Below are 26,455 nucleotides of genomic sequence, written 5' to 3'. Positions count from 1 at the left end.
GGGGATTTTTGCGAATAGTCAGATCGGGTTGCAAACTCCAACCTTACTGCCCCGCGGATTGCTCACTTTCCTAAACGGAGATAATCTTCTGGATTTATGTGTGGCTGAATTCCCCTTTTTATACTAAGGTTTAGCGTTACCTCGATAATTTTTCAATTTGTTGATTTTCAGTATTTTTCTATCTGTGACCTGTACTGTTTATTAGACGCGGATAAAAAAAAGGAAAAAAAGTTCTATTTATTTCAGGACTTATAGCACTAAGCTGTCTCTTTATTATTGAGGTTGAGCTCAATTTAGCTTCAGTCAAGAATTTCTATAAATATTTTGTATTTCTTGGGACTGCGAGCCAATGATTAATCAAAATACGAAATCATTCCATTCGGGTCCGTCAGGAGCACTCCTCTTGGAAGGAGAAGTTGATCTGTGGACGGCATTTAAACAGGGTGACAGAGAAGCCTTTGGTTTGATGCTGGAACTGTATTACCCGCTACTACTGAATTATGGGTTGAGATTTCACAAGGACCGTGAATTTGTAAAAGATTGCCTGCACGATCTGATCCTCGACCTCTGGAGCCGTAAAGAGAATCTTGATGACGTACGGCTCATCAAAGTATACCTTTTGAAGTCGTTCAGAAGAAAAATTTTACGGGAATCACAGCGGATCAAATGGTTCAGGGAAGCCAATGAAGTGACGGAAGATTACGCATTTGAAGTTCAGTTTGCCATAGAGTCTTATATGATTTCCAATGAGGTGATACATGAAGACCTGAGGAAGCTCCGGGCCAATCTTGAGAAGCTGACAAAACGGCAAAGGGAAGCAATCTATCTTCGTTTTCATCAGGAAATGGAATATGATGATATCGCCGGCATCATGTCGATCAACCAGCATTCAGCCGTAAATCTGGTTTACGAAGCGCTTAAAATGCTACGCAGAAACTGGTTCCTGGTCTCAATATCAGTTCCTTTATTCCTTTTGAATATCGACCTGCGCTCTGTTTTACCCTCACCCTAACTATCGAGCATCCTATGAAAAATTACACCAATTATGAAACGGAAGATTTTGTTCAGGACCTATATTTCAGGAAATGGGTATTAGGCAAACTTACACCGGAAGACAGTTTCTGGCCAATTTGGCAAAGAGCCCATCCTGAACAGTATGAAGTTATTGAGCAGGCAAGGAATCTGATCATTGCATTGAAATGCGACGATCTCGTAACAGACCAGAAGGAGGTCAGGACTGCCATCGATGCAATTCTGGAAGATTCGAAAACATATCCGATGCAATCCTCTGACGGAAGTTGGGTATGGAAAATAGCTGCTTCCCTGTTGCTGGCGACCGGTCTGGGTTTCTGGAGCTTTAACAGAGAAATAATCAGTCGTAGTGGTGCCGGGTCTTATTCGGTCGTAGAGGTAAATAATGATTCCAGGCCGCGCTCCTTCAGATTAAGTGACAATACCCTGGTGACCTTGTTCCCGAACAGTCAGCTGCGTGTGGATACAGGCTTTGGCAAAACCAGGAGAAAAGTTATCCTCACGGGAAAGGCATTCTTCAACGTCGCCCGGAATGTTGACAAACCTTTCTATGTATACGCGGGAGAGGTAGTAACGAAAGTATTGGGTACGAGTTTCACTGTAAAGGCATTTGAGTCGGATGAGAACGTTTCTGTGGCTGTAAGATCAGGTAAGGTTACGGTATTCAAACAAAATTCGAAGGAGCGTACATCGCAATCACTTTCAGAAGAAATGATACTTGTTCCCAATCAGCAGGCGGTATTTGAAAAAAGGGGAGCACGTTTGATCAAAACACTGGTTGAAAGTCCGGTCGTTTTGAACCCGGGTGAGCACGTAGACGTGCTTGAATTCTCGGATACACCTATTCCACAGGTACTGCAGATGCTTGAAGAAGCATATGGGGTCAAAATTGTTTTTGACGAACACCTGCTTGCCCATTGCAATTTTACGGCACGCTTAACCAACGAGCCTTTGTATGAAAAGCTCGGTCTGATCTGTGAAGCGATTCAGGCACGTTACGAAATCGTAGACGGTCAGATCGTAATCTATGCCAGAGATTGTGACTGAAAATCGTTATTTATAGTCTAAAAAACGGTCAGCAATGCCGTTAACACTGCTGACCGGGAAGACATCCCGTTTTGTGACACGCGTTGGGGAACGCGTAAACGAGATCATTTTGCTTAAAACTTCTACCATTCTAAACAAAAACACCTAAACCAGGTAATTCAAATCTATGAAGAAAAATTTACTAATCCTGTCGGTCATGAGGATATCGTTCACACAGATGATAATGGCTGTGATCTTCGCTGGATTAAGCTATGCAACGGATGCCCCTGCTCAGGAACTGCTGGAAAAACCGCTTTCTATCCAGTTGACTGACAAGCCACTGAAATCGGTGTTTTTAGCTATTGAAAATCAGGTCTCGGTGAAATTTGTGTACAGCGCAAGGGCCATCCGGGCCGAAAGGCGGGCGACTGTGGACATCCAGAATCAGCCTTTGAAAACGGTCCTGGAAACGCTTTTGAGGCCGATGAGCATCAATTACCGTGTTGTCAGAAATCAGATTGTACTCAGTCCGCAAGCAACGGAACCCATGCCGCCCGCGCAAATCAAGCCCTCAGAGAATGTGCCTTCGGATGCTTCATCAAATGCTCGTGATCATGCCACTGAAAACACGCTGGTTGGTCGGGTAACCGGCGATAAAGGTGAACCGCTTCCCGGTGTAAGTATTTTGATCAAAGGTACCCAGCAGGGTGCTACTTCGGATGTGGAAGGGAAGTTTACGCTCTCCGTCTTAGATAACCAGGCGGTGCTGGTTTTCTCTTTTGTAGGTTATGTCACACAGGAGGTTATTGTCGGGAACCGGACGAAGATAGAGGTACTCCTGAAGGTGGATGAGAAGATACTCGAGGAAGTGGTAGTCGTAGGGTTTGGAACCCAAAAAAAGCAAAGCGTGGTGGGTTCGATCGTTCAAACCACCAATGAGCAGCTGAAACGGGCGGGTAACGTAACAGACTTGAAGCAGGCGTTAACGGGGCAGTTGCCGGGCCTCACCACCATTACATCAAGCGGCGAACCGGGCGGCACAGCCAACGGGGAAAGCGCGACGCAGATATTCATCCGGGGGCGCAACACCTGGAACGGCGGGCAGCCGCTGATTATGGTCGATGGGGTGGAAAGGGCTATGGAAAATGTCGATGTGAGTGAGGTAGCCACGATTTCTGTCCTTAAAGATGCATCGGCCACAGCCGTTTTTGGGGTGAAGGGTGCCAACGGGGTTATTTTAATTACTACCAAAAGGGGATCAGTATCCAAACCGCAACTTTCGGTTACCTACAATGCAACGGCACTTACCGTATCCAAGCTGCCCGAGAAGCTCGATTCGTACGAAGCTATCATGTTGAGGAACAAAATGATCGAGCGGGAGGGGTTGCTGAGCCCGGTGTCATGGGCAGATTATATTCCTTACGACGTGGCACTTCGATACAAAAGGCCACAGACCACTGAAAACGAACTTCTCTATCCCAACGTTGACTGGCAAAAGGCCATGTTCAAGGATGTATCATGGTCGCACCGTGCCAATATGAATGTTACCGGAGGTACTAAGTTTGTCAAGTACTTCGGGTCGCTTTCTTATCTGAACGAGAGCGACATGTTCAAGAAGTATGATAATCACAAGGGCTATGACCCAAGTTATGGATTCAACCGCTTCAACTTTCGCAGCAACCTTGATTTTCGCTTGACTCCGACAACAAATGTCAGGGTAAATCTTGCGGGCTATTTCAGCCAGAAAAATACAAGCTATTCCTATGCCAACTCTACTTCCGGGACCAATCCCCTGGCCTGGGCTGCGGTATACAGGTTCCCGCCGGATGTAATCCTGCCTCAGTATCCCGACGGCAGTTGGGGACAGAACTACGCCCTGCCTCCGGAGGCACTTCAGAACCCGGTTGCTTTGATATACAACACGGGAGTCTGGCAACGCCGCGAAGTTGCATTGAATTCAGATTTTACAATTGAGCAAAAGCTTGATTTTATTACCAGGGGGCTGAGCGTGACGGGCTCTTTGTTTTATGACAACAGCGTACAGACTGTGGGTGGCATCGGCGATGGTAACCACGTAAGGCCGGAAGGTAACCTTTTGGGGAAAATAGTATATCCTTCGCGCTATACGGGGGGAGACCAGGATCCAAACGAATACACAGAAACCACACCTGTGACAGCCGCCAATGCGTTTGATTGGGTGGTTAGTCCATGGACGGTGAACCCGGAGGAGGTCAATTCCACCTTTACAGGCTATTTACCCATCCGCAGAAGACTGATGTATCAGCTTCAGGCCAACTATGCGAATGATTTTAGAAAGCATCATTTCACGGGACTGGCTTTGTTTAAAAGAGAACAGTTCGCGCAGGGGAGTATGTTTCCAAGCTATCGGGAAGACTGGATTGGCCGGGTCACTTACGACTACGATTCCCGTTATCTGTTCGAATTTAACGGGGCTTACAATGGTTCGGAAAAATTCGGCCCCGGCTATCGTTTCGACTTTTTTCCTTCTTACGCCCTGGGCTGGCTGGTTTCCAATGAGAAATTCTTCAAGGTGGATTGGATCAATCACTTGAAGTTCAGATATAGTGCCGGGACCGTAGGGGACGATGCTGGGGGATCGCGATGGGCATATCAGTCCCAGTATTCCTACGGAGGATCGGGGCTTCTGAATGCGAATCCAAACGAAAAAAGCCCTTATCTATGGTACAAGGAAGCCACTGTCGGAAACCCCAATATTCACTGGGAGAAGGCGCGCAAGATTAACTACGGAGCCGAGTTTGGCGCGCTCAACGATCTGATTACCGTCAATTTCGATTATTTCACCGAAAACAGGACGGATATCGTAATCGGCGGAACTTCCCGGGCAATACCGCCTTATTTCGGGGCAACCCCTCCGGCTGTCAATATCGGACAAGTGAAATCCAAAGGTTACGAAGTGGAGTTGAAGTTGAACAAGCGGTTCGGCTCAGGTCTGACCCTCTTTGGTAATTTCTCCTTTACACATACCGAAAACAATATCCTGAACCGGGATGATCCGGCTTTACAGTTGAGCTATCTGAAACAGGCTGGCTATCAGATAGGGCAGGCCCGGACACAGATTAGTACCGGATTCTATAACACCTGGGACGATGTATTTGCCAGCGTACCGCAGCAGACCAATGATCTCGCAAAGCTTCCCGGTTACTACAACATGCTGGATTTCAACGGGGATGGACTGGTCACCGGAAACGATGATACGGTTCCCTATCAGTACTCGGATGTACCTCAGAACAACTACAATGCAACCATCGGTGCCGGATATAGAGGTTTCAATCTGATGCTGCAGTTTTACGGGGTTAATAACGTGTCAAGAAGCGTGCCGCTGGATAATTTTTATCTCTATCAGAACGTGCTTTTCTCCCATGTAAGGGACCACTGGTCCAAAGACAATCCGGATGCGACTTCCTTTTTGCCGAGATGGAAATCGCAGGGGCAGTTTGTTGGGAATTATTTTCTTTACGACGCTTCCTACGTTCGTCTCAAAACAGCCGAGGTTTCCTACAGTTTCCAGAAACCTGTACTGAGCCGGCTGGGCTTTTCTTCCCTGCGGGTGTTTGTCAATGGGAGCAACCTGATTTTCTGGTCGAAACTTCCGGATGACAGAGAATCGGCAGCCTCCGGAGGAGCTGCGAACCAGGGCGCTTACCCTACTCCGAAACGCTTCAACCTCGGTATTGATTTAACTTTTTAACACACGTATATGATCAAAAGTATATTAAACAGATATAGCAAAGTACTTGTCAGGAGTATCATTCTGTCAGGTTTGGTATTGAATAGCTGCGAAAACTATCTGGATAGATCTCCACAGGCAACTATTACGGACAATGACGTTTTCGGGAGCTTCGTCAGCTTTCAGGGTTATGTAGAAGAAATGTATGACTGCGTCATTGATATACATAAAGTGCTGGGAGGAAACCAGTTTTATAATTTCAGTGCCTCGGATGAACTGCTTACCACCGCACCCATCATTTGGGATGACGGCAACTATTGGAACCAGGGCACCTTCCTTTACGGCGCGAGCCCTGATTTTACTTATAGCGGTAATTTAACCCGGATGCGGGTATGGCCCTTTGCCTGGTACGGCATCAGAAAAGCTAATCTGGGACTGAGCAAGATCGATTTGCTTACTGATGCCACCGATGAGCAAAAGAGCGTGATCAGGGGCCAGCTGTTATTCTTTCGTGGATTTCTGCACTTTGAGCTTATGCGCTACTTCGGTGGGCTTGCTTACGTAGACCAGGTGTTGCCCTCCTCAGAAGAATTCAAGCTACCGAGGCTGAAATATAACGAAACAGCCGAGAAAGTGGCCAGGGATCTTGAGGACGCTGCCGGGCTACTTCCTCTTAAATGGGATGATACACAGGTGGGCAAGGCCACTTTGGGCAACAACGGGCAGCGTGTTACAAAAATCCATGCACTTTCGCTACTGGGCAAAAATCTGCTCTACGCAGCCAGCCCGATGATGAACGAATCTTCCACGGGCAGCAATACCTATGATGTGGACTTAAGCAAGCGTGCGGCAGAAGCTTTTGCCCAGGTCATCAAAATATGTACGGAAACGGGCGTTTACAGGTTGCAGCCATGGACTACCTGGACGGACAATTTCTGGGTATGGTCGCCAAGTAACCGCGACCGGCCGGGAGGAACCGAAGTGATCATGAATCCTACGGTGATCATCCCCAGCTATGTTAGATTTACCACCAATCGTACCAGCAATCCCGTCCAGTACGGAGCAGGGAATAGCCGTGTGGAGGTGCCCACCCATAATTTTACCAAGAACTATGGTATGGCAAACGGTCTGCCGATCCACGATCCGGAATCCGGTTTTAACCCCGCTGATCCCTGGACCGGCCGTGACCCACGCTTTTATGTCGATATCATTTACGACGGCGTCAGGCTGGTCGACAATGCCACTGCCGCAGCTGCCAAGGCAAACGAATTTGCCCAGCTGTCCAACAACGGATTTCATCGTAATGGGACCACTGCCAGTGCAGGGGTTGCTGGTAGCGTAACCGGCTATTTCTACAAAAAATGGACGCCAAGAGGTTGCAATCCGTGGGACAACAGGTGGGGGAGCTTTCAGTCCTATCACCCGATCATGCGGTTGGCGGATGTTTATCTGATGTATGCGGAGGCAGTGGTCAATGGCTATGGTACTGCTGCATCCAAATCCGACGCCATTGCACTTACAGCTATCGACGCGGTAAATGTAATCCGTAACAGAGCCCAGTTGCCCAATCTGACTGTAAAGTATACGGCCTCCAAAGATGCATTCATGAAGCAGATCATACGTGAGCGTGCCGTGGAATTTGCCTTCGAGGGGCATCGTTTCTTCGATCTTCGCCGCTGGAATATTTCCGGAAATCCTGAATACCTGAACAAAACTGCAGTGGACTTCGACCGCGGGGCCGATGGCAAGCCTCTCAATATCAAAGAAAGGGTAGTGGTGACCAGGGTCTTTGAGAAAAAGCACAACTGGCTGCCGTTTCAGCAGAAAGACGTGAAGCTCTATGCCGAGTTTCCACAGAACCCCGGCTGGTAATCCATTGACCTCTTAAAAGCAAACTTACATGAAGAAGATATATAGGTACATAACTTACATGCTACTGCTTTGCCCGCTCATGGTCAAAGCGCAGCAAACGCCCGACGCGAAGATGATCACGATTGAATCGGTCGTGGTCGACGAAAACGGTAAGCCAATCAGCGATGCATTGGTTTACGGGAATGAGGGGACAGCATTGGCAAAAACAGATGCACAAGGTAAATTCATTCTTTTGACCCCGCAGCTGGGAGACTTGCTGATCGAGGCCCCGGGTTATGAATCCAGCGTTTTTGATCCTGAAAATTACAGAAACCTGGCATCGCTGCCGCTGAAAAAATCGCCATTTCTCTACGGCCGGAAAGACTTTGTCAATATCGCTTTCGGCAAAGTGAAAAAAGGTGATCTGGTGAATGCTGTGAGCGTACTGGATCCCGTCGAACTAAGAAAGTTCGACAATACCCAAACGGTCACTTCCGCACTCACCGGAATGATCCCGGGACTGATCGGAAATTCCAATTTACGCGGGATAGGTGCGCCTATGTTCGTCGTGGACGGGCTGCCCCGTGACGTGAGCACACTGAACTTGTCGGAGGTTGAGACCATAACCGTTTTGAAGGATATTAATTCTTCCATTTTGTATGGCAACGATGCGGTGAACGGTGTTGTACTGATCACTACACGCCGCGGCCAGCCATTGAAAAAGCAGGTAAACGCCACTGTGTTTTACGGGATTTCACGTCCGAGCGCACTGCCCGAATATCTTCCTTCCGCCCAATATATGGAACTTTACAATGAGGCCAGGAAAAACGATGGTTTGGCGATCCAGTATGCACCGGAGCTGATAGAGCAGTACAGAAGCGGCAATAAGTATCGCTACCCGAGCATAGATTACTATTCCAGCGAATATCTGAAAAACGTGAGGCCTTTTTCCAGGGCAATGGTAGATTTTTCGGGGGGAAACAATGTGGCTACCTATTATACCAATATGGGCTGGTCACAAACGGGTAGCCTGTATAATTTCGGAGAAGGCAAGTCGCTGAAATCCAATGTATTCAATGTTCGCGGAAATATTGACCTTAAAGTGAACCGCTGGATCAAGACTGCGATGGATGCCGTCGTTGTTCTGAGCAATGCCAACAATCCTGCCGGGGATTATTTCACAAACGCGGCAACGCTCCGCCCCAACTTGTTTTCGCCCCTACTGCCTATCTCGTTAATAGATCCCGAAAACGCCATTTTAAAAGGCCGCAAAAATGATATAAATGACACCTATATCCTGGGTGGCGCGGCCAACTATCTGACAAACCCCATTGCCGCGAGCTATTCGGGAGGGACTAACCTTCGTGTGCAGCGTAATTTTTCATTCAATGATCGAATAGACTTTGACTTAAGCAGATCGGTTCAGGGCCTTGCCTTTCATACCAACCTGAGCTTTGATTACCTGACGCTTTACGATCAGTACATCAGTAATACTTATGCGGTATACACTCCGGTTTGGTCGGCTACTGAAGATAAAATTACAGGCATTACGAAGTTTGGCGAGGATGTACGTACCGGAACGCAAAATGTGGGCAATGCTTCCTATCGTCGCCGGATCGGATTTTACGGAATGTTCGACTATGATCGTACTTTCAATGAAGATCATCATTTCGCAGGATCGCTGCTTGCTTTTGTGACCAATGATAAAGTGCAAAATGACTGGCAGGGAACAAAAAATGCAAACCTGGGCCTGCGCATTGCGTACGGATTCAAAAATAAGTACCTGATTGATTTTAGCAGTGCCTATGTCAATTCGGTGAAACTTCCGGAAGGTAACCGCACGGCATTCTCTCCATCGCTGGGTGTTGCCTGGGTACTGAGTTCTGAGCCGTTTTTGTCATCCGTTTCATTGATAAATTATTTGAAAATACGCCTTTCCGCAGGCTCAATGAATTCCGATAACGGCATTTCCGGAGTTTTCAACTATGATGAGCGTTACGGCGGATCGGGAAGTTACAGCTGGTATGAGGGTACCAGATCACGGGCCGGGGTAATTCCGGTGAATGGCGGGAATCCGGATCTGACGTTTGAAAAGCGTAATGAGATCAATTTTGGAGTGGAAAGCATACTGTTCAAAAACCGCCTGTCGGTCCTTGCAAATGTTTTTGCCAGTGCTTATTCCGATCAAATCACCCGGCCACAGACGCTCTACCCAAACTATTTCAGCACATTTATCCCTTACCGTAACTTCGAGGAAAATACCTATCGTGGTGTAGAACTGGGCCTTTCCTATCGGGAACACTGGGGGGATTTCTCGGTCACGCTGGGTGCCAACATGCTACTGGCCGACTCCAAGGTGAAAAAGAAGGATGAATTGTATGCGATAAGCAGCAGGAACCGGACGGGCCAGCCGGTCGATGCCATGTTTGGTATGGAAGCAGAAGGTTTGTTTGCAAACACTGGGGACATCGAAGAACACGCGCTGCAAGCCTTCGGGACCGTAAAACCAGGCGATATCAAATACAAGGATCAAAATGGTGACGGGATTGTGGATGCCAATGACGAAGTCCGTATAGGGCGCTCGCTGGCTCCTTTTTCGTACGGGCTGAATGTTCGTTTGGTTTATAAAAAATTCAGTCTTTTTGCGCGCGGGAACGGTCGCGCCGGGTCGAACGGAATGCTTACAAACAACTACTTCTGGGTAGACGGGGATGATAAATATTCAGCTTTTATCCTGGACCGGTGGACAGAAGCTACGACTGCTACGGCAACATTGCCCAGGCTGAGTTCCATAGCCAATACAAACAATTACCGGGGTTCGAGCTTCTGGCTCTATCGCGACAATTTCTTTACAGTGGACCGTGTACAGCTGACTTACGAGTTCCCGATCCCTATTTCGAACAAGCTGAAAGTGAAAGGGCTTTCGGTTTTTGCCGACGCGTCAAACCTGGTCATGTTGTCGAAAGTCAGGCATATCAAAGAGTTAAATATAGGTGCCGAGCCACAGTTTCGCTCGTACTCACTGGGCCTTAATGTCTCATTTTAAATAATTTACGGAAGATCATGAGATTATCTATAAATGTATTGTTTTTGGTTTTTGCCGTGATGATGGCGGGTTGCACACTACTGGAACCCGTTGACGACAATCACAGTACCATCGCGCGTATCTACGCGGACCCCGCCTACGCAGAGGGTATCTTGATGAGTGCATATGCCAGGATACCGACTAATAACCTAAGTTTTAACGACGTGGCTACAGATGACGCCGTCAGCAACAACAAGCTCAATGATTACCTTAGAATGGCAACCGGGCAATGGTCGGCACTGTATAATCCCGTCGACCAGTGGAGCAACTGTATTGCAGGGATTCAGACGGTGAACCAGTTTACTACCCTGATCGATACAGTCAATTGGAAAGGTTCTGTGCCCGAGCTCAACTGGCTGTATACTCAGCGGTTTAAAGGAGAGGCTTTTGCGCTCCGGGCGCTTCTTCAGTACCATTTGCTGGTTGGCGTGGCTGGTCCCGGGACGGACGGTCAGATGCTGGGGATACCCTTATTTGATCAGTTCCTGGATGTGAATGCCAATTTCAATATTCCGAGGGCTACCTTTTCGCAATCTGTCGACCGCATTTACGCCGATATCAATGAGGCATTGAAGTACCTCACGATGAATGATTACGTCAATATCGCCAGTGCCGACCAGTTGCCGACGGGGTACGAAAAAGTGGGTGTTACCAATTACAATATTGTTTTCGGGGCGGAGCTCAATCAGCGGATCAGCGCCAGGGTGGTGAAGGCTTTACGGGCAAAAGTAGCGCTTCTGGCAGCCAGTCCGGCTTTTAATACCGACCAGACCAAATGGGTGGAGGCTGCCAATTATGCGGGCGCAGTCCTTGAAGGTATCGGCGGCATTGCGGGTATGGACCCCAAAGGAAATAAATTTTACCTGAAATCACTGGTCGATGCGCTGAACGTGTCTGCTGCGACGCCTAGCGATCAAAAGGAAATTTTGTGGCGCCGGTCGGTGGTCACGACCAATACCCGGGAGGCGGCCAATTTCCCGCCTTCTCTTTTTGGCAAAGGAAATGTAAACCCGACTCAGAACCTGGTAGATGCTTTTCCTGCCCTCAACGGATACCCGATTTCAAGCGCTGAAAGCTTGTATGACCGGACAAGCCCGTACGCAAACCGTGACCCGCGCCTGCGCCAGTATATTGTTTACAACGGAAATACGGTTTCCGGAAACACCATTTTGACGGGAGTAGGCGGCGGCGTGAACGCGAAAGATTCCATCGACGCGTCGACGCGCACGGGTTATTATCTTAAGAAATTGCTCGTGGAAGAGGTCAACCTGAACCCGGTATCGACTACTACGCAAAAGCATTATGAAACGCATATGCGCTATACCGAGCTATTCCTGATCTATGCAGAGGCGGCCAATGAGGCATGGGGTCCTGAGGGAGCCGGAGCCTGGGGTTTTTCTGCCAGAGATGTGATTGCGGCGATACGCGCACGCGCCGGCATTGCCAAAGCTGATCCTTACCTGATTTCTATTAATACCAAAGAAGCTATGAGGGGCCTGATCCGCAACGAACGCAGGCTGGAATTATGCTTCGAAGGATTCCGGTTCTGGGACCTGCGCCGCTGGAAAAGTAACTTGGCGGAGCCGGCCAAAGGAGTCAATATCAATGGAGGAGTTTATACTGTCGTGGATGTGGAGCCGCGCGCTTTCAACAATGACTATATGCATTACGGTCCTGTCCCCCAGACGGAACTTGTTAAGTATCCGGCTATTCTCCAAAACAAAGGATGGTGAGCTTTCCTTGTACCGACGACAATCAAATCATTTTAAATATGAAAAAGGTATCATTCATACTGATCCTGCTGGCGATCGTGACAGGTTGCAAAAATCAGGAAATAGAATTCCCAGACTTTGAATACACAACCGGTTATTTCCCGTATCAATATCCGATCCGTACATTGGTGCTGGGGGATTACATTTATGACAATACAAACGACAATGCCCACAAATTCCTGATTTCGGCGGCAATGGGCGGGGTCTATAAGAACAACCAGGAGCGGGTTTTTACCATTGAAGTCGACAATAGTCTGTGCGATCAGGCCAGATTTGCCTCTACCGGGCAGCCTATGTATGCGCTTCCGGAAAAGTACTATAAGCTGAGTTCCCTCAATCAACTGATCATTCCGGCAGGCCAGTTCAACGGAAGTATTGAAGTACAGCTGTCCGACGATTTTTTCGATGATACACTGGCCAGCAGGCTAGCCTATGTTCTGCCGATTCGCATCAAGGAGGTAGCCAATCTGGACTCGCTGCTCAGAGGCAGGTCCACCATGCCACAACCCGATCCCAGGATCGTAGGAAACTGGGATGTGACTCCCAAGGACTTTACCATGTTTGCCGTCAAATACGTCAATCCATTTCATGGTAACTACTTCCACCGGGGAAAAAGCGTAGTTGATTCGGCGGGGCAAACGCTGGAAACCAATGTGTACCGCCAGCAGTATGTTGAAAAAGATGAGGTTTGGACATTGAATACCAAGAGTAAAAGCCAGGTTACGGTAGACGGCGTGATCCGTTCCACAGGTATTACCGGAAATTTACGCATGCTACTGACTTTCAACGGAGGGAATTGCACGGTCCAGGGCACCGCGGGTACTTCGGGGGTAATCACCGGCACAGGTAAATTCCTGAATGATGCGGATAACTGGGGAAATGAAAAACGTAACGCCATTCATCTGACTTACGAGTTTACCCAGGCAGGTAAAAAATATACAGCCACCGATACATTGGTAGTGCGGGACAGGGGAGTTGTCCTCGAACTTTTCACACCGGTTGTTGCCAGATAAATCTATTCATTTCATCCTGCGGTCCGGATCCCGGTAGTTGTGCGCAACAGGATCGCAGGTCGATGACTTAACAAAACAGAATTATGAAAAAAACATTTTCGGGCCGTCTTCTGGCGGTGACGTTCATTGTGTTGTGTTTATGGTTGCCCACACAGGCCCAGTCGGCTAATAAGTCGATTAAAGTGGGGGCATATTATTATGACGGCTGGGGGGGCAAAAATGCCAAGGCAGACGATCCTTCCCAACCCTGGGCGAAAAATGTACCCCGGCAGGTCACCAAACGAATGCTGGACGAATTTCCCGACCGGGAGCCTGTATGGGGCTGGCGGAATGATTCGCAGGAAATCATGGAGCGGCAGATCGATCTGGCTGCGGACAATGGTATCGAGTTTTTTTTGTTCTGCTGGTATTGGAGGGACACCCAGGGGCCTATCAACCTGGAAGCCATTGCAAAACTCCCCGGCCACGAGAGCATGAACCGCTATCTCAAAGCAAAAAACAAGAACAGGATCAAGTTTGCACTGCTGGTTGCCAATCACCAGGGCGCCGAAATAACCGGGACGGATAATTGGGAGCAGGCAACTGCGCATTGGATGCAGTACTTCAATGATCCGCAATATATGCAGGTAAACGGCAAGCCGCTGGTGGTTATTTTTAATTCGAAAGGTGTTGAAAATGAGTCGCTCACAAAAATGCAGGAAGTGTCCAAACAGGGCGGGCTGCCGCAGGGGCTGACCATCGCCGGATGCGGAAATACCGCGGGTAAGAATTTCGACGTGACCACGCATTATAATGTTGTGCCGGGCTACGCCGGTGGTCATGAAGAACATCAATACGCCGAGCTTGCCGACGCCCAGCGGGCCAAATGGGTGGGGACAAAGGCACAGCCGTATATTCCGACCGTCATCGCGGGCTGGGATAAGCGCCCCTGGGAGGACGCAAGCGGGAACGGCAAAGGCGGAGCCAAGCAGGGATGGTACTACACAGGGCGAACGCCCGGTCAGTTCAAAGATTTTCTTGGGGATGCCGTGCGTTGGATGGACGAACACCCTGACCAGACCGTACCGGAACGCCTGCTGCTAATCTATGCCTGGAATGAACTGGGAGAAGGCGGTTACCTTGTGCCTACCAAGGGAGATCCCAAGGCACTGTATCTGAAAGCGGTGAAAGAAGTAGTGCGCGATCAGAACAAACAAATAAAATAACCCACCGGAACTTGTAAGGACAACTTGATATCAAATGAAATATTTCAGAAAATCACTTCTCGTGCCAATTCTTGGTGTTGCAATTACCTTTCCAGGTTTCGCCCAGAAATTTACCATACCGGTGTTCCCGGATACCCAGAGCGAGGTGGGTGGTAATCACGGCATGTTCAACAGCAGGATCAAATGGGTTGCAGATCACAAAGATTCACTTAGCATTCCCATGGTACTGCATGTGGGCGATCTGGTCAATTTTGATAATTACGATCATTATGAGGTGGCCAGTAAAGGATACGAAGTGTTTGATGCCCATCATATTCCTTATGCCATCGCCCTGGGAAATCATGATACGGAGGCCGTAGGCTTTCACAGTGGCAGTGCTGCTCCCGGTAATGTGAATCAAAATCTGCGGAAGACCCACAAATTCAATTCCTATTTTCCGGTGAGCCGTTTTTCCAATCAGCGGGGAAGATATGAGGCCGACAAAAGTGACAATGCATACTATACTTTTAAAGCAGGCGATACCAACTGGCTGGTGATCAGTCTGGAATTCTGTCCGCGTATGGGCCCTGTTAACTGGGCAGGGGATGTGGTAAAGGAATTTTTCAATTACAATGTGATCATCATTACCCATTATCACCTCACACCCAAAGGCGAAGTTGCCGCGAGCAATGCGGGTTACGGAGATTTCAGCCCTCAAGTTGTATTCGACAGACTGGTGAAAAAATATGCGAATATCCGCTTCGTGCTCAGCGGCCATGTCATGAGTTCGGCATTGAAAACGGACAAGGGTGAAAATGGCAATAACGTATACCAAATTCTCCAGAACTACCAGAATGAAGATCTTGGAGGTGGGTACATCCGGTTGTTGTCTTTCGATATCGACAAAAAGATCGTCGCGGCCAGCATGTATTCCCCTTATTACAAAAAGACAAAAGAAGATACCTCAAAATTTGAAATCGAAGGAATTGATTTCATCAAACAATCCGAAGAAAGATCAAAAACCCGGCCGGTAGCAAAGTAGTCATTTTTAAAATCCACAAGACATGAAATTCCTGAACCACACCTTTTCTTTCTTTTTTACAATTACTTTGCTTCTGTCTGCAGAAAGTGAAACATTAGCCCAAAAGGGTAAGAATAAAATCGGAGCATATTATTTTGACGGATGGAGCGGCACTACTTTTCACATTACCGAAGACCTGAAAACCAACTACACAGACCGTGAACCAGTGTGGGGATGGGTTACCAGCAGTCAGAAAGTTGTGGATGAGCAGATCGTCCTTGCCGCCGATGCAGGTCTTTCTTTTTTCAGCTTTTGCTGGTATCACCGCAATGGTCGCACCGTGGAAGAGCTGCCTGAAAACAGGGCGCTGGCATTTTACAAGTCTTCGAAAAATGTAAAGAAGCTGGAATATTGTTTGTTGGTGGCCAATCACGGCGGATTTGACGTGGGCCCTGAGAACTGGGACAAGCTCACCAGAATGTGGCTCGAAGAGTTTAAAAATCCGCAGTACCTGAAGGTGGACAAGAAACCGCTGCTGATTTTCTTTGAAAGTGCCTCGCTGCTGAAAAATTTCGGGTCGGGGCAAGCTGTGAGCGAAGCATTTGAAAAACTGAGACAAAGCGCCAGGGACGCAGGATTGGCGGGTGCCACAATCGCAGTGTGTGCTGGGTCTCCCGACGGAATTGCAAAGGCAGAAGGGGCTGGGGCAGATGTCATTACGGGATATAATTACCACAGTGTCGGGTTCATCGGCAAGGACCAGGCCATTCCGATAGACACCCTGCACGCGGCCGAGCGGAGACTTTGGACGAACTTAGGGAAGTCTTTGAGGAAACCTTACATTCCCGTGTCGACCATGGGATGGGATCCACGTCCATGGTCCAATGAGAAAAATAAATACAATGAGCGGCCTTATTTTACCGGCTTTTCGGCCAAGTCGGCGGCGGCCTCTGTCAGCGGGATGATCAACTGGATGAATGCGAATCCGAACCTGATGACAGGCGAGCGGATCGGGTTGCTCTACGCCTGGAACGAAAACGGGGAAGGAGCATGGCTTACTCCCGGTAAAACAGGTTTGAACCCTCTGGACGGTGTTAAAGCAGCATTAATGAGAAAAAGCAAGTGAAAGAGGCCTGAAAGCTCAATAAGTATGCCCGCTTCGAACGACCGTTCCAAAGGTATTCGCAGCGGGTGAAAGAGGAAGTATTGAGAATATTTGTATCTATCCGACGAAGCAATATTGTGTAATTTGGCTTCGCCGGATCGATACAGTTATCTCTCCGTCTTGCTGGCTGACAATATCTCGCTCCTTGGTCAAAAGATCGATTCATTCTTCCCTGGAAAGCGAGTTAAGAGCAGTGGTTTACATACCTTAAATTTGTAAACGAAAACTGAGCGGGGCGTCGGGTACCTATATGTTTTTTGAAGCATCAGGACCGATATCCGCGCTGAAAATATGCGTTCGGTTCAGCTATTGTTGCTTCGATAGTTCAGCAATACGACACCACTGGCAAAGATGTGCATCTTTGTCAATTCTAAAACCACTCCGTCTGCCAGTTCTTTAGATGAAGGCAAACCTTTTCGCGCCACCACGGGATGGACCATCAGCTGGAATTCATCTACGAGGCCGAGATTGATCAGGGCAATGATCAGGCTGCGACTGCAGACCAGAATGTCACCGCCCATCTTCTTTCCGGAGCGCCAGTGTTTCCGCTTCGAGGTCGCGGGTAGCAACCTTTGCGCTTTTCCAATCCACACTTTACAGGGTGCGGGAAATACGTGTAAATCGTCAGAGAAAAGTGGACAATTTTGAATGAAAGTGAAGAGAGTGTTTTCCTAAAAATGAGTACTTTAAAACTATGAGAAACGCAAAGAAGCCTACACCTGAAAATTGCATTCGCGCGGCGGCCGCAAAGACATTCGTCGCAAGACCAGACGACTTTTCACTGCCGAGCAGAGGGTATTGATCGTTATGGAAGCTCTGCGTGTGGAAATCTTGGTCGCTGAGCTGTGCCGCAAACACCAGATCAACATTACCTCGCCAGAAACTACACCGATGCCGAGGAAGGCGATGTACAAAAATGAAATAATGTAAAAAAGGAGCTTGGAAGAACGGATTAATCCTGACTGAAAATCCATCGACATGGTATTGCAGCGGCGTCGACTGTACCACGAATGGTAAAGAGCCCGGCGTATTCTGCATTAGCCATGTAAAAGCGGTTCTATCTTTACCCTCCGCTTTTTCGGCCTGGTCTCTTTCCGGTAAAGATTGCCGCAATGCATTCCCCTGCTGGATCCGTTCGGCGTAAAACTAGTCGAGTAATGGGTCGGATGATTAAATAACAAATGTCAAGTGCTCAGGACCCGGAAGTCTTGAATTTTGTCCCGAACAATCAGAAAGATTAACAATGGGACAAAAGAATTTAGCGCTGGTTTCCGGCGCAAATGGACATCTGGGCAATAACCTGGTTCGACTGTTGATATCGAAGGGCATACCGGTAAGGGCCTCGATACGCAAAATCGAAAACAAAGCATCGCTTTTGGGGGTGGACTGTGAGGTAGTTCAAGCTGATATTACCAATAAAGCCTCGCTTGTAAAAGCACTCGAAGGCGTGGAGGTGTTTTACGCGGTAGGCGCGGCATTTAAGCTTTGGGCAAGGGATCCACAAAAGGAGATCTACGATGTGAATCTGAACGGGACACGTAACATGATTGAAGCCGCGGCTGAAATGGGTGTCAAACGAATCGTATATGTGAGTTCGGTTGCTGCACTTAATTATACGAAACTTCCGACTAAGGAGCGCTACGGTTATAATCCCGAAAGACGGGACATGTATTACAACTCAAAAAATGACGGCGAGCAGCTGGCATTTCGGTTGGCCGACGGGCTCGGCGTTGAGTTAGTAGCCGTATTGCCCTCGGCGATGATAGGAGGGTACGCCACCCTTCCGTTGAATGTTTCTTATGGAATTTTGAAATTGATCCTGAATAAGCGGATTCCCGTCGACACCCAAATCACCTTGAATTGGATCGACGTCAAGGATGTGGCCCAGGGGTGTTACCTGGCTGCGCAAAAGGGCATTCCGGGTGAACGGTACATCCTGGCCAACGAGCAGTGTATGAGCATTACCCAGACAACCCGGTTGGCCAGCAGCCTTTATCCGGAACTGAATTTGAAAGTGCCGGGAGCCTTACCCAAATTTATGCTGTTGGGCCTTGCCGCTATGATGGAGTTGTCAGCGAGGGGCTCAGGAAAGGCGCCTCTGCTGACCCGAAAGGACATAAAGATGTTTTCGGGCCTGCAACAAAATTTCGATATCGAAAAAGCGCGAAACGAGCTTGGTTTTAATCCTGGCAAACCTGAACTAGCTGTGAAGTCGGCACTGGCTTACCTAATGGAACATAAGAACCTGCTTCAATAGTTTTGCATATATTGAAAGCCTCGAACAAGCAACGGTCAATGCATAACAAACTCATCGATTTTATCAAACAATATCACGCTCTTCCGGAACCAGAAGCAATTCTGATCCGGAAGGCGTTTGATCCTGTACTTTTTCCTAAGAACCGGGTCATTGAGGAGCAGGGCGTACTTCCTAAATACCTGTACTATATCGTTTCCGGCTTCTTGCGCCTGTTCCACTATAATGAGAATGGTGACGAAGTAACGACGCACATTAACTGCCCGCCAGGTTTTTTTACATCCTATGGCCATTTTATTACCCAAACCGTCTCGGGCGAAAATGTTGAATGCATTACAGAATGCGAACTTCTAAGAATAACCAAACCGGATCTGGATGAGCTGATAGCAGCCAGCCCCGTAATGAAGGATTTCAGCATATCCGTTTTTCAGCACTCAATTGCTTACAATGAAAATCGGTCAAAGGAGCTTGCCACGCTTAACGCGGAGCAACGGTACCGCAAGCTTATCGCCTCGCACCCAGAAATCCTGCACAATGTGCCGGTCCAATACATTGCATCTTTCCTGGGTATGAAGCCGGAAAGTTTGAGTCGGGTCAGAAGGAAAGTCGCCCTCGAAAACTTCAAGTAGGGTAATGCATGGTCGGTTTTACGCAGTTTTGTACATCAAAGGCTTGGAGAATTCGGCGGCGTTGCCCATCGGATTCCGTTGTAGGTAGACTATCAGTAATTGTATTTTAGATTATTTTAATAATCACAATAGATAAAAGTGGTATGAATTCAATTCGCTACAAAGACTTAACAGAGATAGACGTTTTAATCAGCAAATTTTCCGACAAATCCTTGCCGGTTGAAGAGTGGACTCATGTCGCTCATTTGACTGTGGGGCTATGGTTTGTCCGTGAGTACGGCCAGGCTGAAGCAGCTCGGAAAATGCCTGATTGTATTTATACGTACAACAAGTCCGTTGGGACAAAAAACACTGATACCGGCGGTTATCATGAAACGATTACTCAGTTCTGGATATGGCTTTTGGACGTGTATTGGCAACGGGTTCGAGATAAGATGACTTTTTTAGAAGCTTGTAATCATTTATTCACTAGCCCTTTTTCTGAGCGAACCGCCTTTCTGAAATTCTATAGTAAAGCTCTAATATTTTCCGTCAAAGCTCGGAAAGAGTATGTGTCACCAGACATCCAGCCACTAAACGCTGATTTGATTGACTAGACAACTTGTGAGGTTAAGTGGAGAATACTGTGAGACAGACCACCAAAAGTGGGGATGAACCGCAGATTGACCACCAGTCCGATCTCGAACTATTTTACGTAGCTTGCTGATGAAAAGTATGCATCCGACGAACCCGTATTGTGTAGTTTGACTTTCTGACAGGCAGGTTAAACGTTCTGATTCCGATACTCCAACCAGTTATTTGGAAGCAGTTGATAAAGATCTTTTTGTTTGTGTGACTGGATCCTTTCGAATACGTCTTTGAGCCATTCCTGCTCATTAACACCATTTTTCTTGCACGTGGCCATAAAGTATAACCCCCCAAGCCAACACCAACCAGCGCTATTTTCACAATCCGCAATCGCTTTACTCGATCGCCAATAATGTAATATGGCAAATATTTGAAGACCAGTCGGGTGTTAACCCGATGCGCGGCTTTACCGGTTATCACTTGACGAATTTACCCCCAAATGAGTTAACTATCCCAATACTACTGATCCCAATGATTTTGCCTGGCTTTCTTTCCCGGATATGCGCAGCCGTGTTAGGTGTTCGTTTAGTTCCCTCCATGCTAATGGTGCGGATCCGCTGACATAAGTTTAAGGAGGTCGTTTTTCCTTGAGGCAGAGATTTCTATTTCGATTCCGTCGGTCATCTCTAGTATTCCACCGTCGCCTCTCTTATATTTCACTGCATATTCCAGATTGACAATTACAGAGCGGTTAATACGAAAAAAGGGAAAACCGGCCAGAACTCCTTCGTACTCTTTTAGGGTTTTGGAGACAATGATTTTCTTTTTCTCCTGAAGAAAGAAAACACTGTAGTTGCTCATTGCCTCGATCCGTACAATACTGGATTTTTTTACAAAATAGATTCCTTCGGCCGTTGATAAGGCTAGGTTAGCTGAAAGAGGTTCCTGTGTTGCCACAGAAACGCTCGATGACTGATTGGCAACACGTTTCTGCAATCTGCCGATAGCTGCATGCAGCTGCTCCTGGTCGATTGGTTTTACAAGGTAATCTACGGCGTTCAGGCGAAGCGCTTCCAGGACGAAGCCCTCATAAGCTGTCGTAAATATGACTTGGAACTTAAAATGGCCCAGTTGTTCCAAAAACTGCAACCCGTTCAATCCCGGCATGTCTACGTCCAGGAAAAGAACATCAGGGGCCTGTTCTGTAACCCCATCAAGCGCTTTATACGGATCGTCAAAAATTGCAGTTACGCACAACTCTTCGGCAAATGCTTTCAGTTTGTGTTTCAGCAAGGCTGCTGCTCTTGTTTCGTCGTCCAATATTACCGCTTTGAGCATAACTTGATAAGTATTGTAGTGGTAAATCTCGTCTTTTTATTGTTGTAGTGCAAGTGAAGGCTATTCACATAGCCTTCTCAACAAACAGGCCATATCCCCCCATTCGGGGAAATATTACTTTATTTCAAAGTCAGATATTTACCAACAATCGCAAACAAAATGTTAATGGCTAAAATTGCCCTCGTTTTTGTGTTTCTGTGTGCGAGTCTGGTTACAAAAGCCCAAAGTCGGGGATTGGCGGTGATAGATTCCATGAAAGCGGATTTAGATGCCTACCTTTTGTCTGATACGGTCCAGGTAAAGATGCTTTTCAGGCTTGCGGACATATATAAGAACATCGATACTGATTCCGCATGGCGCTATTCTGCCTGGGGCCTGAGCGTAGCGAAAAAAAATAACTGGCAAAAAGGAATAGCTGCGTTGTATGACAACCAAGGAAGCCTGTTTAGCAACAACGGGGATTATCAAAGGGCGATCGAGTACTATCGTGCCGCTCAAAAAATTAACAGACGGATCGGAAACAAAAAAAATGAAATAGGCAATGTCATTAATATCGGCTCAGTTTACCAGCGTCAGGGCGACAACGTAAAAGCGCTAAAAAACAGTTTTGCAGCGCTGGAAGTTGCCAGGGACATAGGCGAAAAAAGGTACATAGCATTGCTATATGGCAATATTTCCGATGTCTATTTATCCCAGGAGAGCTATTCGGAGGCTTTTCACTACAGTTTACAGGCTTATAATGCTTATCAACAGCTCGGTGACCCTTCGGGCATCGCGGGAGCGGCAGATCGCATTGGCTCGGTATACCTGGCCAGGAATAAGCCTGTAAAAGCTAAACCGTATTTCTGGGAAAGCCTTAATAATTATACAAAGGCGGATGACAGAATAGGGCAAGCCAAAGCATGGTCGCATATTGCATTGCTGCATGAAGCAAATATCGCCGTAAAGCTGAAATATTTAATGAATGCACAAAAGCTATTCGATGAAACGAATCCTTTTCACGCCCTTTCTATCACAAATACCGGCAACATAGGATCGGTCTACGCCGGGATCTTCTACAAAACCAAGGACGCACAGTCTTCCGGAAAAGCATTAGCATATTTAACGCGGGCCGTACAAGCGGCGGAGGAATCGGGGGACCTGGACAACCTGGCATTTTTCTCGGCAGAACTTGCCAACCTGCAGGAGTTTAACGGAAGGTACAAAGATGCGCTTAAAAACTTCAGACGATCTAAAATTCTTACAGATTCCTTGTACTCTCAAGAAAATAAAAATAAGATTGCTTCTCTCCGGGCCGAGCATACTTTTCATTCCAGGGAGCAAGCGTATAGGCAACAGCAACAATTATCAAAGCTAAAGCTCAGACAGGCCTATTTGTATGGCGCACTGGCTATTGTCGGCGTAAGTGCGTTACTGCTCATTTTGCTGACAGGATATCGCATCGGGCACCTTCGCCTGAAAAATGAGCTGCAAAACAGGGAGCTGAGAAACCGGCATAAACTTGCTGAGAGTGAATTAAAGGCCATCAGGTGCCAGATGAACCCGCATTTTACTTATAACATCCTGAATTCAATTGAGTCCTATGTCGTTGAGCAGGACCCGGATACCGCCGGAAAGCTTGTGCAGAAGTTTGCGTTGCTGAGCCGGCTGATCCTCGAAAATTCTACTCAAAGCCAGGTCCCGGTTGATAGTGAGTGGAAGGCCTTACAATTATACGCAGAGCTCGAAATAATACGGTTCGGGAACCAATTCGCCTGTCGGTTTGAGGTTGACCCGTCAATTGATCTCACCAACCTGCTGATACCTCCAATGCTGGTACAACCTTTAATCGAAAACGCCATACATCACGGATTGCGTCGATCAGCAAAAGAAAATAGAGAAGTCATCATAAGCCTGACGTACAGTGCTGACAGTCTAATATTTATTGTTTCTGATAATGGGATCGGCATTGAGCATACAGAAAACACCGGAACCCGATTACCCTATAAAAACAGATCCTTCGGATTGTCCTCTATCAAAGAGAGAATAGATATCTTCAATTCCATGAATGACGATCCGGCGGCTGCCTTTGAAATACGCAGTAAAAGTTTGGGAGAGGGAACCGGGACAATAGCCAGGTTGACTTTTCCGAAGATCTTCAGGAACACTCCGGGGTAGGCCCATATTAATGGAAAAACGTAACGGAGAAGAGCAAACAGGTTCAATTTGAATATGCCGCCTAATCGGGAAGCCGCGCTTGCTCGTTGATAGGGCGTATACACTCAGTCCCATAAGGAGATACAATATTTGCTTCTAACTTGAACGAGAATAAAGAGGTTATCAAACCAGTCTCACCACGCTCTGAAAGTACATCCTGCTTAGCCGGCTTCATTTTAGGTGGGTGGGGGCATCAATTCAAGCTAGGTCGTCACAACATATCAACTAAGGACATGAAAATTCTATCTTACATTTCCAGGAACCTGTTGCCCGGCGCAATCCTTGCCGGTCGGCAAATTGTGATTTTCTTGATAGGAACACTTCTTTTCAGTAGGTCCACCGATAAGGTATTTGCGCAATCTCAAAATGCATTTGTGACTGTTTGGAATACGGACCTAAAAGGATACGGACTGTCCGAATCAGCTAAAAAGCAGATCGTTTTCCCGGGAGCAGGCCAGAATTATGACCTTACATGGATGTATGTCGGGGCAGATTACAGGGTGGTTCGCTCCCTTAAGGGCAGTAACACAACTACTTTGATGCTACCGTATGCCGGTATGTACGTTATTTGGGCCGCACCCGGAGCGGGCACATTTCACGGGTTCAAAATGGCGGAAACCGAATATGTCAATCAACAGAAACTACTAAAAGTAGAGCAATGGGGAAATGTTAAATGGACAAGTATGGCCTCCGCATTTGAAGGTTGTGCAAAGATGGAGGTGACAGCGACCGATATTCCCGATCTGTCTGCGGTGAATGATATGAGTAGAATGTTCAGCGGATGCCGGGCTTTTGCCGGCAATGCCACCATCGCCAACTGGAATACGACGCACGTAACCGACATGTCATACATGTTCGGCGTTGCGGAGATGTTCAACCAGCCGATCGGAAGTTGGGACACTGGTAACGTAACTAATATGGCCGGTATGTTTAATTGGGCCTCCAAATTTAACCAGCCGATCGGCGGATGGAATACGATGAACGTAACCGACATGTCATACATGTTTAGCAGCGCGAAGCTGTTTAACCAGCCAATTAACAGTTGGGACACAGGTAAGGTAACTAACATGGCCGGTATGTTTCAGTCTGCCTCTAATTTTAACCAGCCGATTGGGGGATGGAATACTACCCGTGTAGCCGACATGTCATTCATGTTTAGTAGTGCGTACAAATTCAATCAGCCGATTGGCAACTGGGATACCGGAAATGTAACTACGATGGAGTCTATGTTTTACGGCATTCACGAGTTTAACCAGCCTATAGGCAGTTGGGATGTGCGCAGCGTGCGCACAATCAGGCGGATGTTTATGCTCTCCGACTTCAATCAGCCCCTTGACCGCTGGAACACAGCCAATATTACGGATATGTTAGGTGCATTTGGGCACAACTGGTCATTTAACCAGCCTATCGGCAACTGGAATACCAGCAACGTTACAACAATGCAATGGATGTTCGTCAATGCCAAGTCCTTTAACCAACCCATCGGCAACTGGAATACCGGCAAGGTAACCACCATGGAATCGATGTTTGAAGGAGCCGCTTCATTCAATCAGCCGATTGGCAACTGGGATACCGGAAATGTGACTACCATGAAGTGGATGCTTCACAAGGCGGCCGCTTTTAACCAACCGATAGGCAACTGGAACATCGGCAATGTGAACAATATTGAAGGCATGTTTACTTATGCGGGATCATTCAACCAGCCGATCAACAGCTGGAATACCGCCAACGTTACTGCAATGGCAGGCACGTTTGCCTATGCAACAGCCTTTAATCAGCCCCTGAATAACTGGAATACCGGCAAGGTAACCACCATGCAATGGATGTTTGAACAAGCAAAATCTTTCAACCAGGGGCTCGGCATGTGGAATATCACAAACGTAGCCAACATGGGGGCGATGCTTAGTTATTCGGGACTTTCAACCTCCAAATATGACGCCACACTATTGGGCTGGGCAGAGCAGCCTGTTAAAGCCATGGTGACACTCGGTGCGGACGGGCTGACGTACTGCCGGGCTGAAGACAATGGCCGCGGCAGGAAACGGCTCACCCAAACCTATCTCTGGACCATTATTGGGGACCAGAAAGATTGTTGGACATGGTGGTGTATTAATTGCCGTACAGTCGCCGATACCGCAACTGAGTCGGGCACGAAAACGTACAATAATGAAACAATTGCCGATCATGAAGAAATCATTCAGGTCTACCCGAACCCGGCTGTTAGTCATATCTCCCTCAAAACGGTTACCGGCCGCATACATGCACTCTCGCTTACAGATATGTTGGGTAACACAGTGTTCAGCCAGGAAAAACCAGTATCAACAACATCGGTTTCGGTTAGTCATCTCGCCACGGGAATTTACATCCTTCGATGCACGCTGGACGATAAACGAAGCTATGTCCAAAAAGTCGCCATTGCGCGGTAGCGGCAAGGCGACGAGAGGATAGATGCAGGAAATGATTCCCGTGTTCTCGGTCTATGATAAGTGAGCCCTCTCTCGATCGCCAGGACTAAACGCCTTGGGTCGTGGAGCTTGATTATGTAAGTGTCTCAGAACAATTAAGCGACCTGCTGTTACGAAGGTGACAAAATAAATTTTGCTTTTTAAATAA

Annotated in this window: 19 protein-coding genes; 15 read left to right on the top strand and 4 right to left on the bottom strand. The window is 47.6% G+C overall.

Annotated elements, in window-relative coordinates:
• Positions 1-349 precede the first annotated feature (349 nt).
• The 10 genes from BP71_RS07725 to BP71_RS07680 all read left to right on the top strand — a co-directional run bounded on the left by BP71_RS07725 (position 350) and on the right by BP71_RS07680 (position 16,819).
• Positions 350-1,012 carry an RNA polymerase sigma factor gene (locus tag BP71_RS07725; protein WP_496377992.1) on the top strand — a complete coding sequence of 221 codons (663 nt, stop codon included), beginning with the start codon at positions 350-352 and terminating at the stop codon, positions 1,010-1,012.
• 14 nt (positions 1,013-1,026) lie between these two features.
• The gene (locus BP71_RS07720; RefSeq protein ID WP_496377991.1) at positions 1,027-2,079 is read left to right on the top strand and encodes a FecR family protein; all 1,053 of its coding nucleotides are present in this window, start codon (positions 1,027-1,029) and stop codon (positions 2,077-2,079) included.
• Between the two features lie 166 nt (positions 2,080-2,245).
• Positions 2,246-5,788: a TonB-dependent receptor gene (locus BP71_RS07715; RefSeq protein ID WP_496377990.1), complete on the top strand. Its 3,543-nt coding sequence runs from the start codon at positions 2,246-2,248 to the stop codon at positions 5,786-5,788.
• 9 nt (positions 5,789-5,797) lie between these two features.
• Positions 5,798-7,639, top strand: coding sequence for a RagB/SusD family nutrient uptake outer membrane protein (locus BP71_RS07710; RefSeq protein WP_496377989.1), 1,842 nt, complete (start codon positions 5,798-5,800; stop codon positions 7,637-7,639).
• A gap of 28 nt (positions 7,640-7,667) precedes the next feature.
• Positions 7,668-10,664, top strand: coding sequence for a SusC/RagA family TonB-linked outer membrane protein (locus tag BP71_RS07705; protein WP_496377988.1), 2,997 nt, complete (start codon positions 7,668-7,670; stop codon positions 10,662-10,664).
• Positions 10,665-10,681: 17 nt separating this feature from the next.
• On the top strand, positions 10,682-12,436 hold the full coding sequence (locus BP71_RS07700) for a RagB/SusD family nutrient uptake outer membrane protein (RefSeq protein ID WP_496377987.1): 1,755 nt from the start codon (positions 10,682-10,684) through the stop codon (positions 12,434-12,436).
• Between the two features lie 38 nt (positions 12,437-12,474).
• The gene (locus BP71_RS07695) at positions 12,475-13,488 is read left to right on the top strand and encodes a DUF5627 domain-containing protein (protein ID WP_496377986.1); all 1,014 of its coding nucleotides are present in this window, start codon (positions 12,475-12,477) and stop codon (positions 13,486-13,488) included.
• An 83-nt stretch (positions 13,489-13,571) separates the two neighbouring features.
• Positions 13,572-14,693, top strand: coding sequence for a glycoside hydrolase family 99-like domain-containing protein (locus BP71_RS07690; protein WP_496377985.1), 1,122 nt, complete (start codon positions 13,572-13,574; stop codon positions 14,691-14,693).
• A 34-nt stretch (positions 14,694-14,727) separates the two neighbouring features.
• Positions 14,728-15,714 carry a metallophosphoesterase gene (locus tag BP71_RS07685; protein ID WP_496377984.1) on the top strand — a complete coding sequence of 329 codons (987 nt, stop codon included), beginning with the start codon at positions 14,728-14,730 and terminating at the stop codon, positions 15,712-15,714.
• A gap of 22 nt (positions 15,715-15,736) precedes the next feature.
• Positions 15,737-16,819: a glycoside hydrolase family 99-like domain-containing protein gene (locus BP71_RS07680; RefSeq protein WP_496377983.1), complete on the top strand. Its 1,083-nt coding sequence runs from the start codon at positions 15,737-15,739 to the stop codon at positions 16,817-16,819.
• Between the two features lie 341 nt (positions 16,820-17,160).
• Here BP71_RS07680 and BP71_RS07675 read toward each other — a convergent pair whose 3' ends face one another.
• Together BP71_RS07675 and BP71_RS07670 are read right to left on the bottom strand one after the other, a co-directional pair.
• Complete coding sequence (locus tag BP71_RS07675) at positions 17,161-17,427, bottom strand: dihydrofolate reductase family protein (protein ID WP_496377982.1); 267 nt, start codon at positions 17,425-17,427, stop codon at positions 17,161-17,163.
• 55 nt (positions 17,428-17,482) lie between these two features.
• Positions 17,483-17,971 carry a hypothetical protein gene (locus tag BP71_RS07670; RefSeq protein WP_496377981.1) on the bottom strand — a complete coding sequence of 163 codons (489 nt, stop codon included), beginning with the start codon at positions 17,969-17,971 and terminating at the stop codon, positions 17,483-17,485.
• 130 nt (positions 17,972-18,101) lie between these two features.
• Here BP71_RS07670 and BP71_RS07665 point away from each other — a divergent pair, with 130 nt between their 5' ends.
• The 3 genes from BP71_RS07665 to BP71_RS07655 all read left to right on the top strand — a co-directional run bounded on the left by BP71_RS07665 (position 18,102) and on the right by BP71_RS07655 (position 20,337).
• Positions 18,102-19,115 carry an NAD-dependent epimerase/dehydratase family protein gene (locus tag BP71_RS07665; protein WP_496377980.1) on the top strand — a complete coding sequence of 338 codons (1,014 nt, stop codon included), beginning with the start codon at positions 18,102-18,104 and terminating at the stop codon, positions 19,113-19,115.
• A gap of 38 nt (positions 19,116-19,153) precedes the next feature.
• Entirely contained in the window at positions 19,154-19,741 is a 588-nt protein-coding gene (locus BP71_RS07660) for a Crp/Fnr family transcriptional regulator (RefSeq protein ID WP_496377979.1), read from the top strand.
• Positions 19,742-19,884: 143 nt separating this feature from the next.
• Positions 19,885-20,337: a hypothetical protein gene (locus tag BP71_RS07655; RefSeq protein WP_496377978.1), complete on the top strand. Its 453-nt coding sequence runs from the start codon at positions 19,885-19,887 to the stop codon at positions 20,335-20,337.
• Positions 20,338-20,504: 167 nt separating this feature from the next.
• Here the strand turns inward: BP71_RS07655 and BP71_RS07650 are convergent, their stop codons facing one another.
• Positions 20,505-20,645 (bottom strand): transposase domain-containing protein, encoded by a 141-nt coding sequence (locus BP71_RS07650; RefSeq protein WP_496377977.1) that lies wholly within the window; start codon positions 20,643-20,645, stop codon positions 20,505-20,507.
• A gap of 263 nt (positions 20,646-20,908) precedes the next feature.
• Positions 20,909-21,646, bottom strand: coding sequence for a LytR/AlgR family response regulator transcription factor (locus tag BP71_RS07645; RefSeq protein ID WP_496377976.1), 738 nt, complete (start codon positions 21,644-21,646; stop codon positions 20,909-20,911).
• A 165-nt stretch (positions 21,647-21,811) separates the two neighbouring features.
• Between BP71_RS07645 and BP71_RS07640 the strand changes: the two genes are divergently transcribed.
• On the top strand, positions 21,812-23,803 hold the full coding sequence (locus tag BP71_RS07640; RefSeq protein WP_496377975.1) for a tetratricopeptide repeat-containing sensor histidine kinase: 1,992 nt from the start codon (positions 21,812-21,814) through the stop codon (positions 23,801-23,803).
• A gap of 272 nt (positions 23,804-24,075) precedes the next feature.
• Positions 24,076-26,268: a BspA family leucine-rich repeat surface protein gene (locus tag BP71_RS07635; RefSeq protein ID WP_496377974.1), complete on the top strand. Its 2,193-nt coding sequence runs from the start codon at positions 24,076-24,078 to the stop codon at positions 26,266-26,268.
• Positions 26,269-26,455 lie beyond the last annotated feature (187 nt).

Source organism: Dyadobacter ginsengisoli DSM 21015 (genome assembly GCF_059568735.1).
This window is presented reverse-complemented; position numbering and strand designations above follow the sequence as displayed.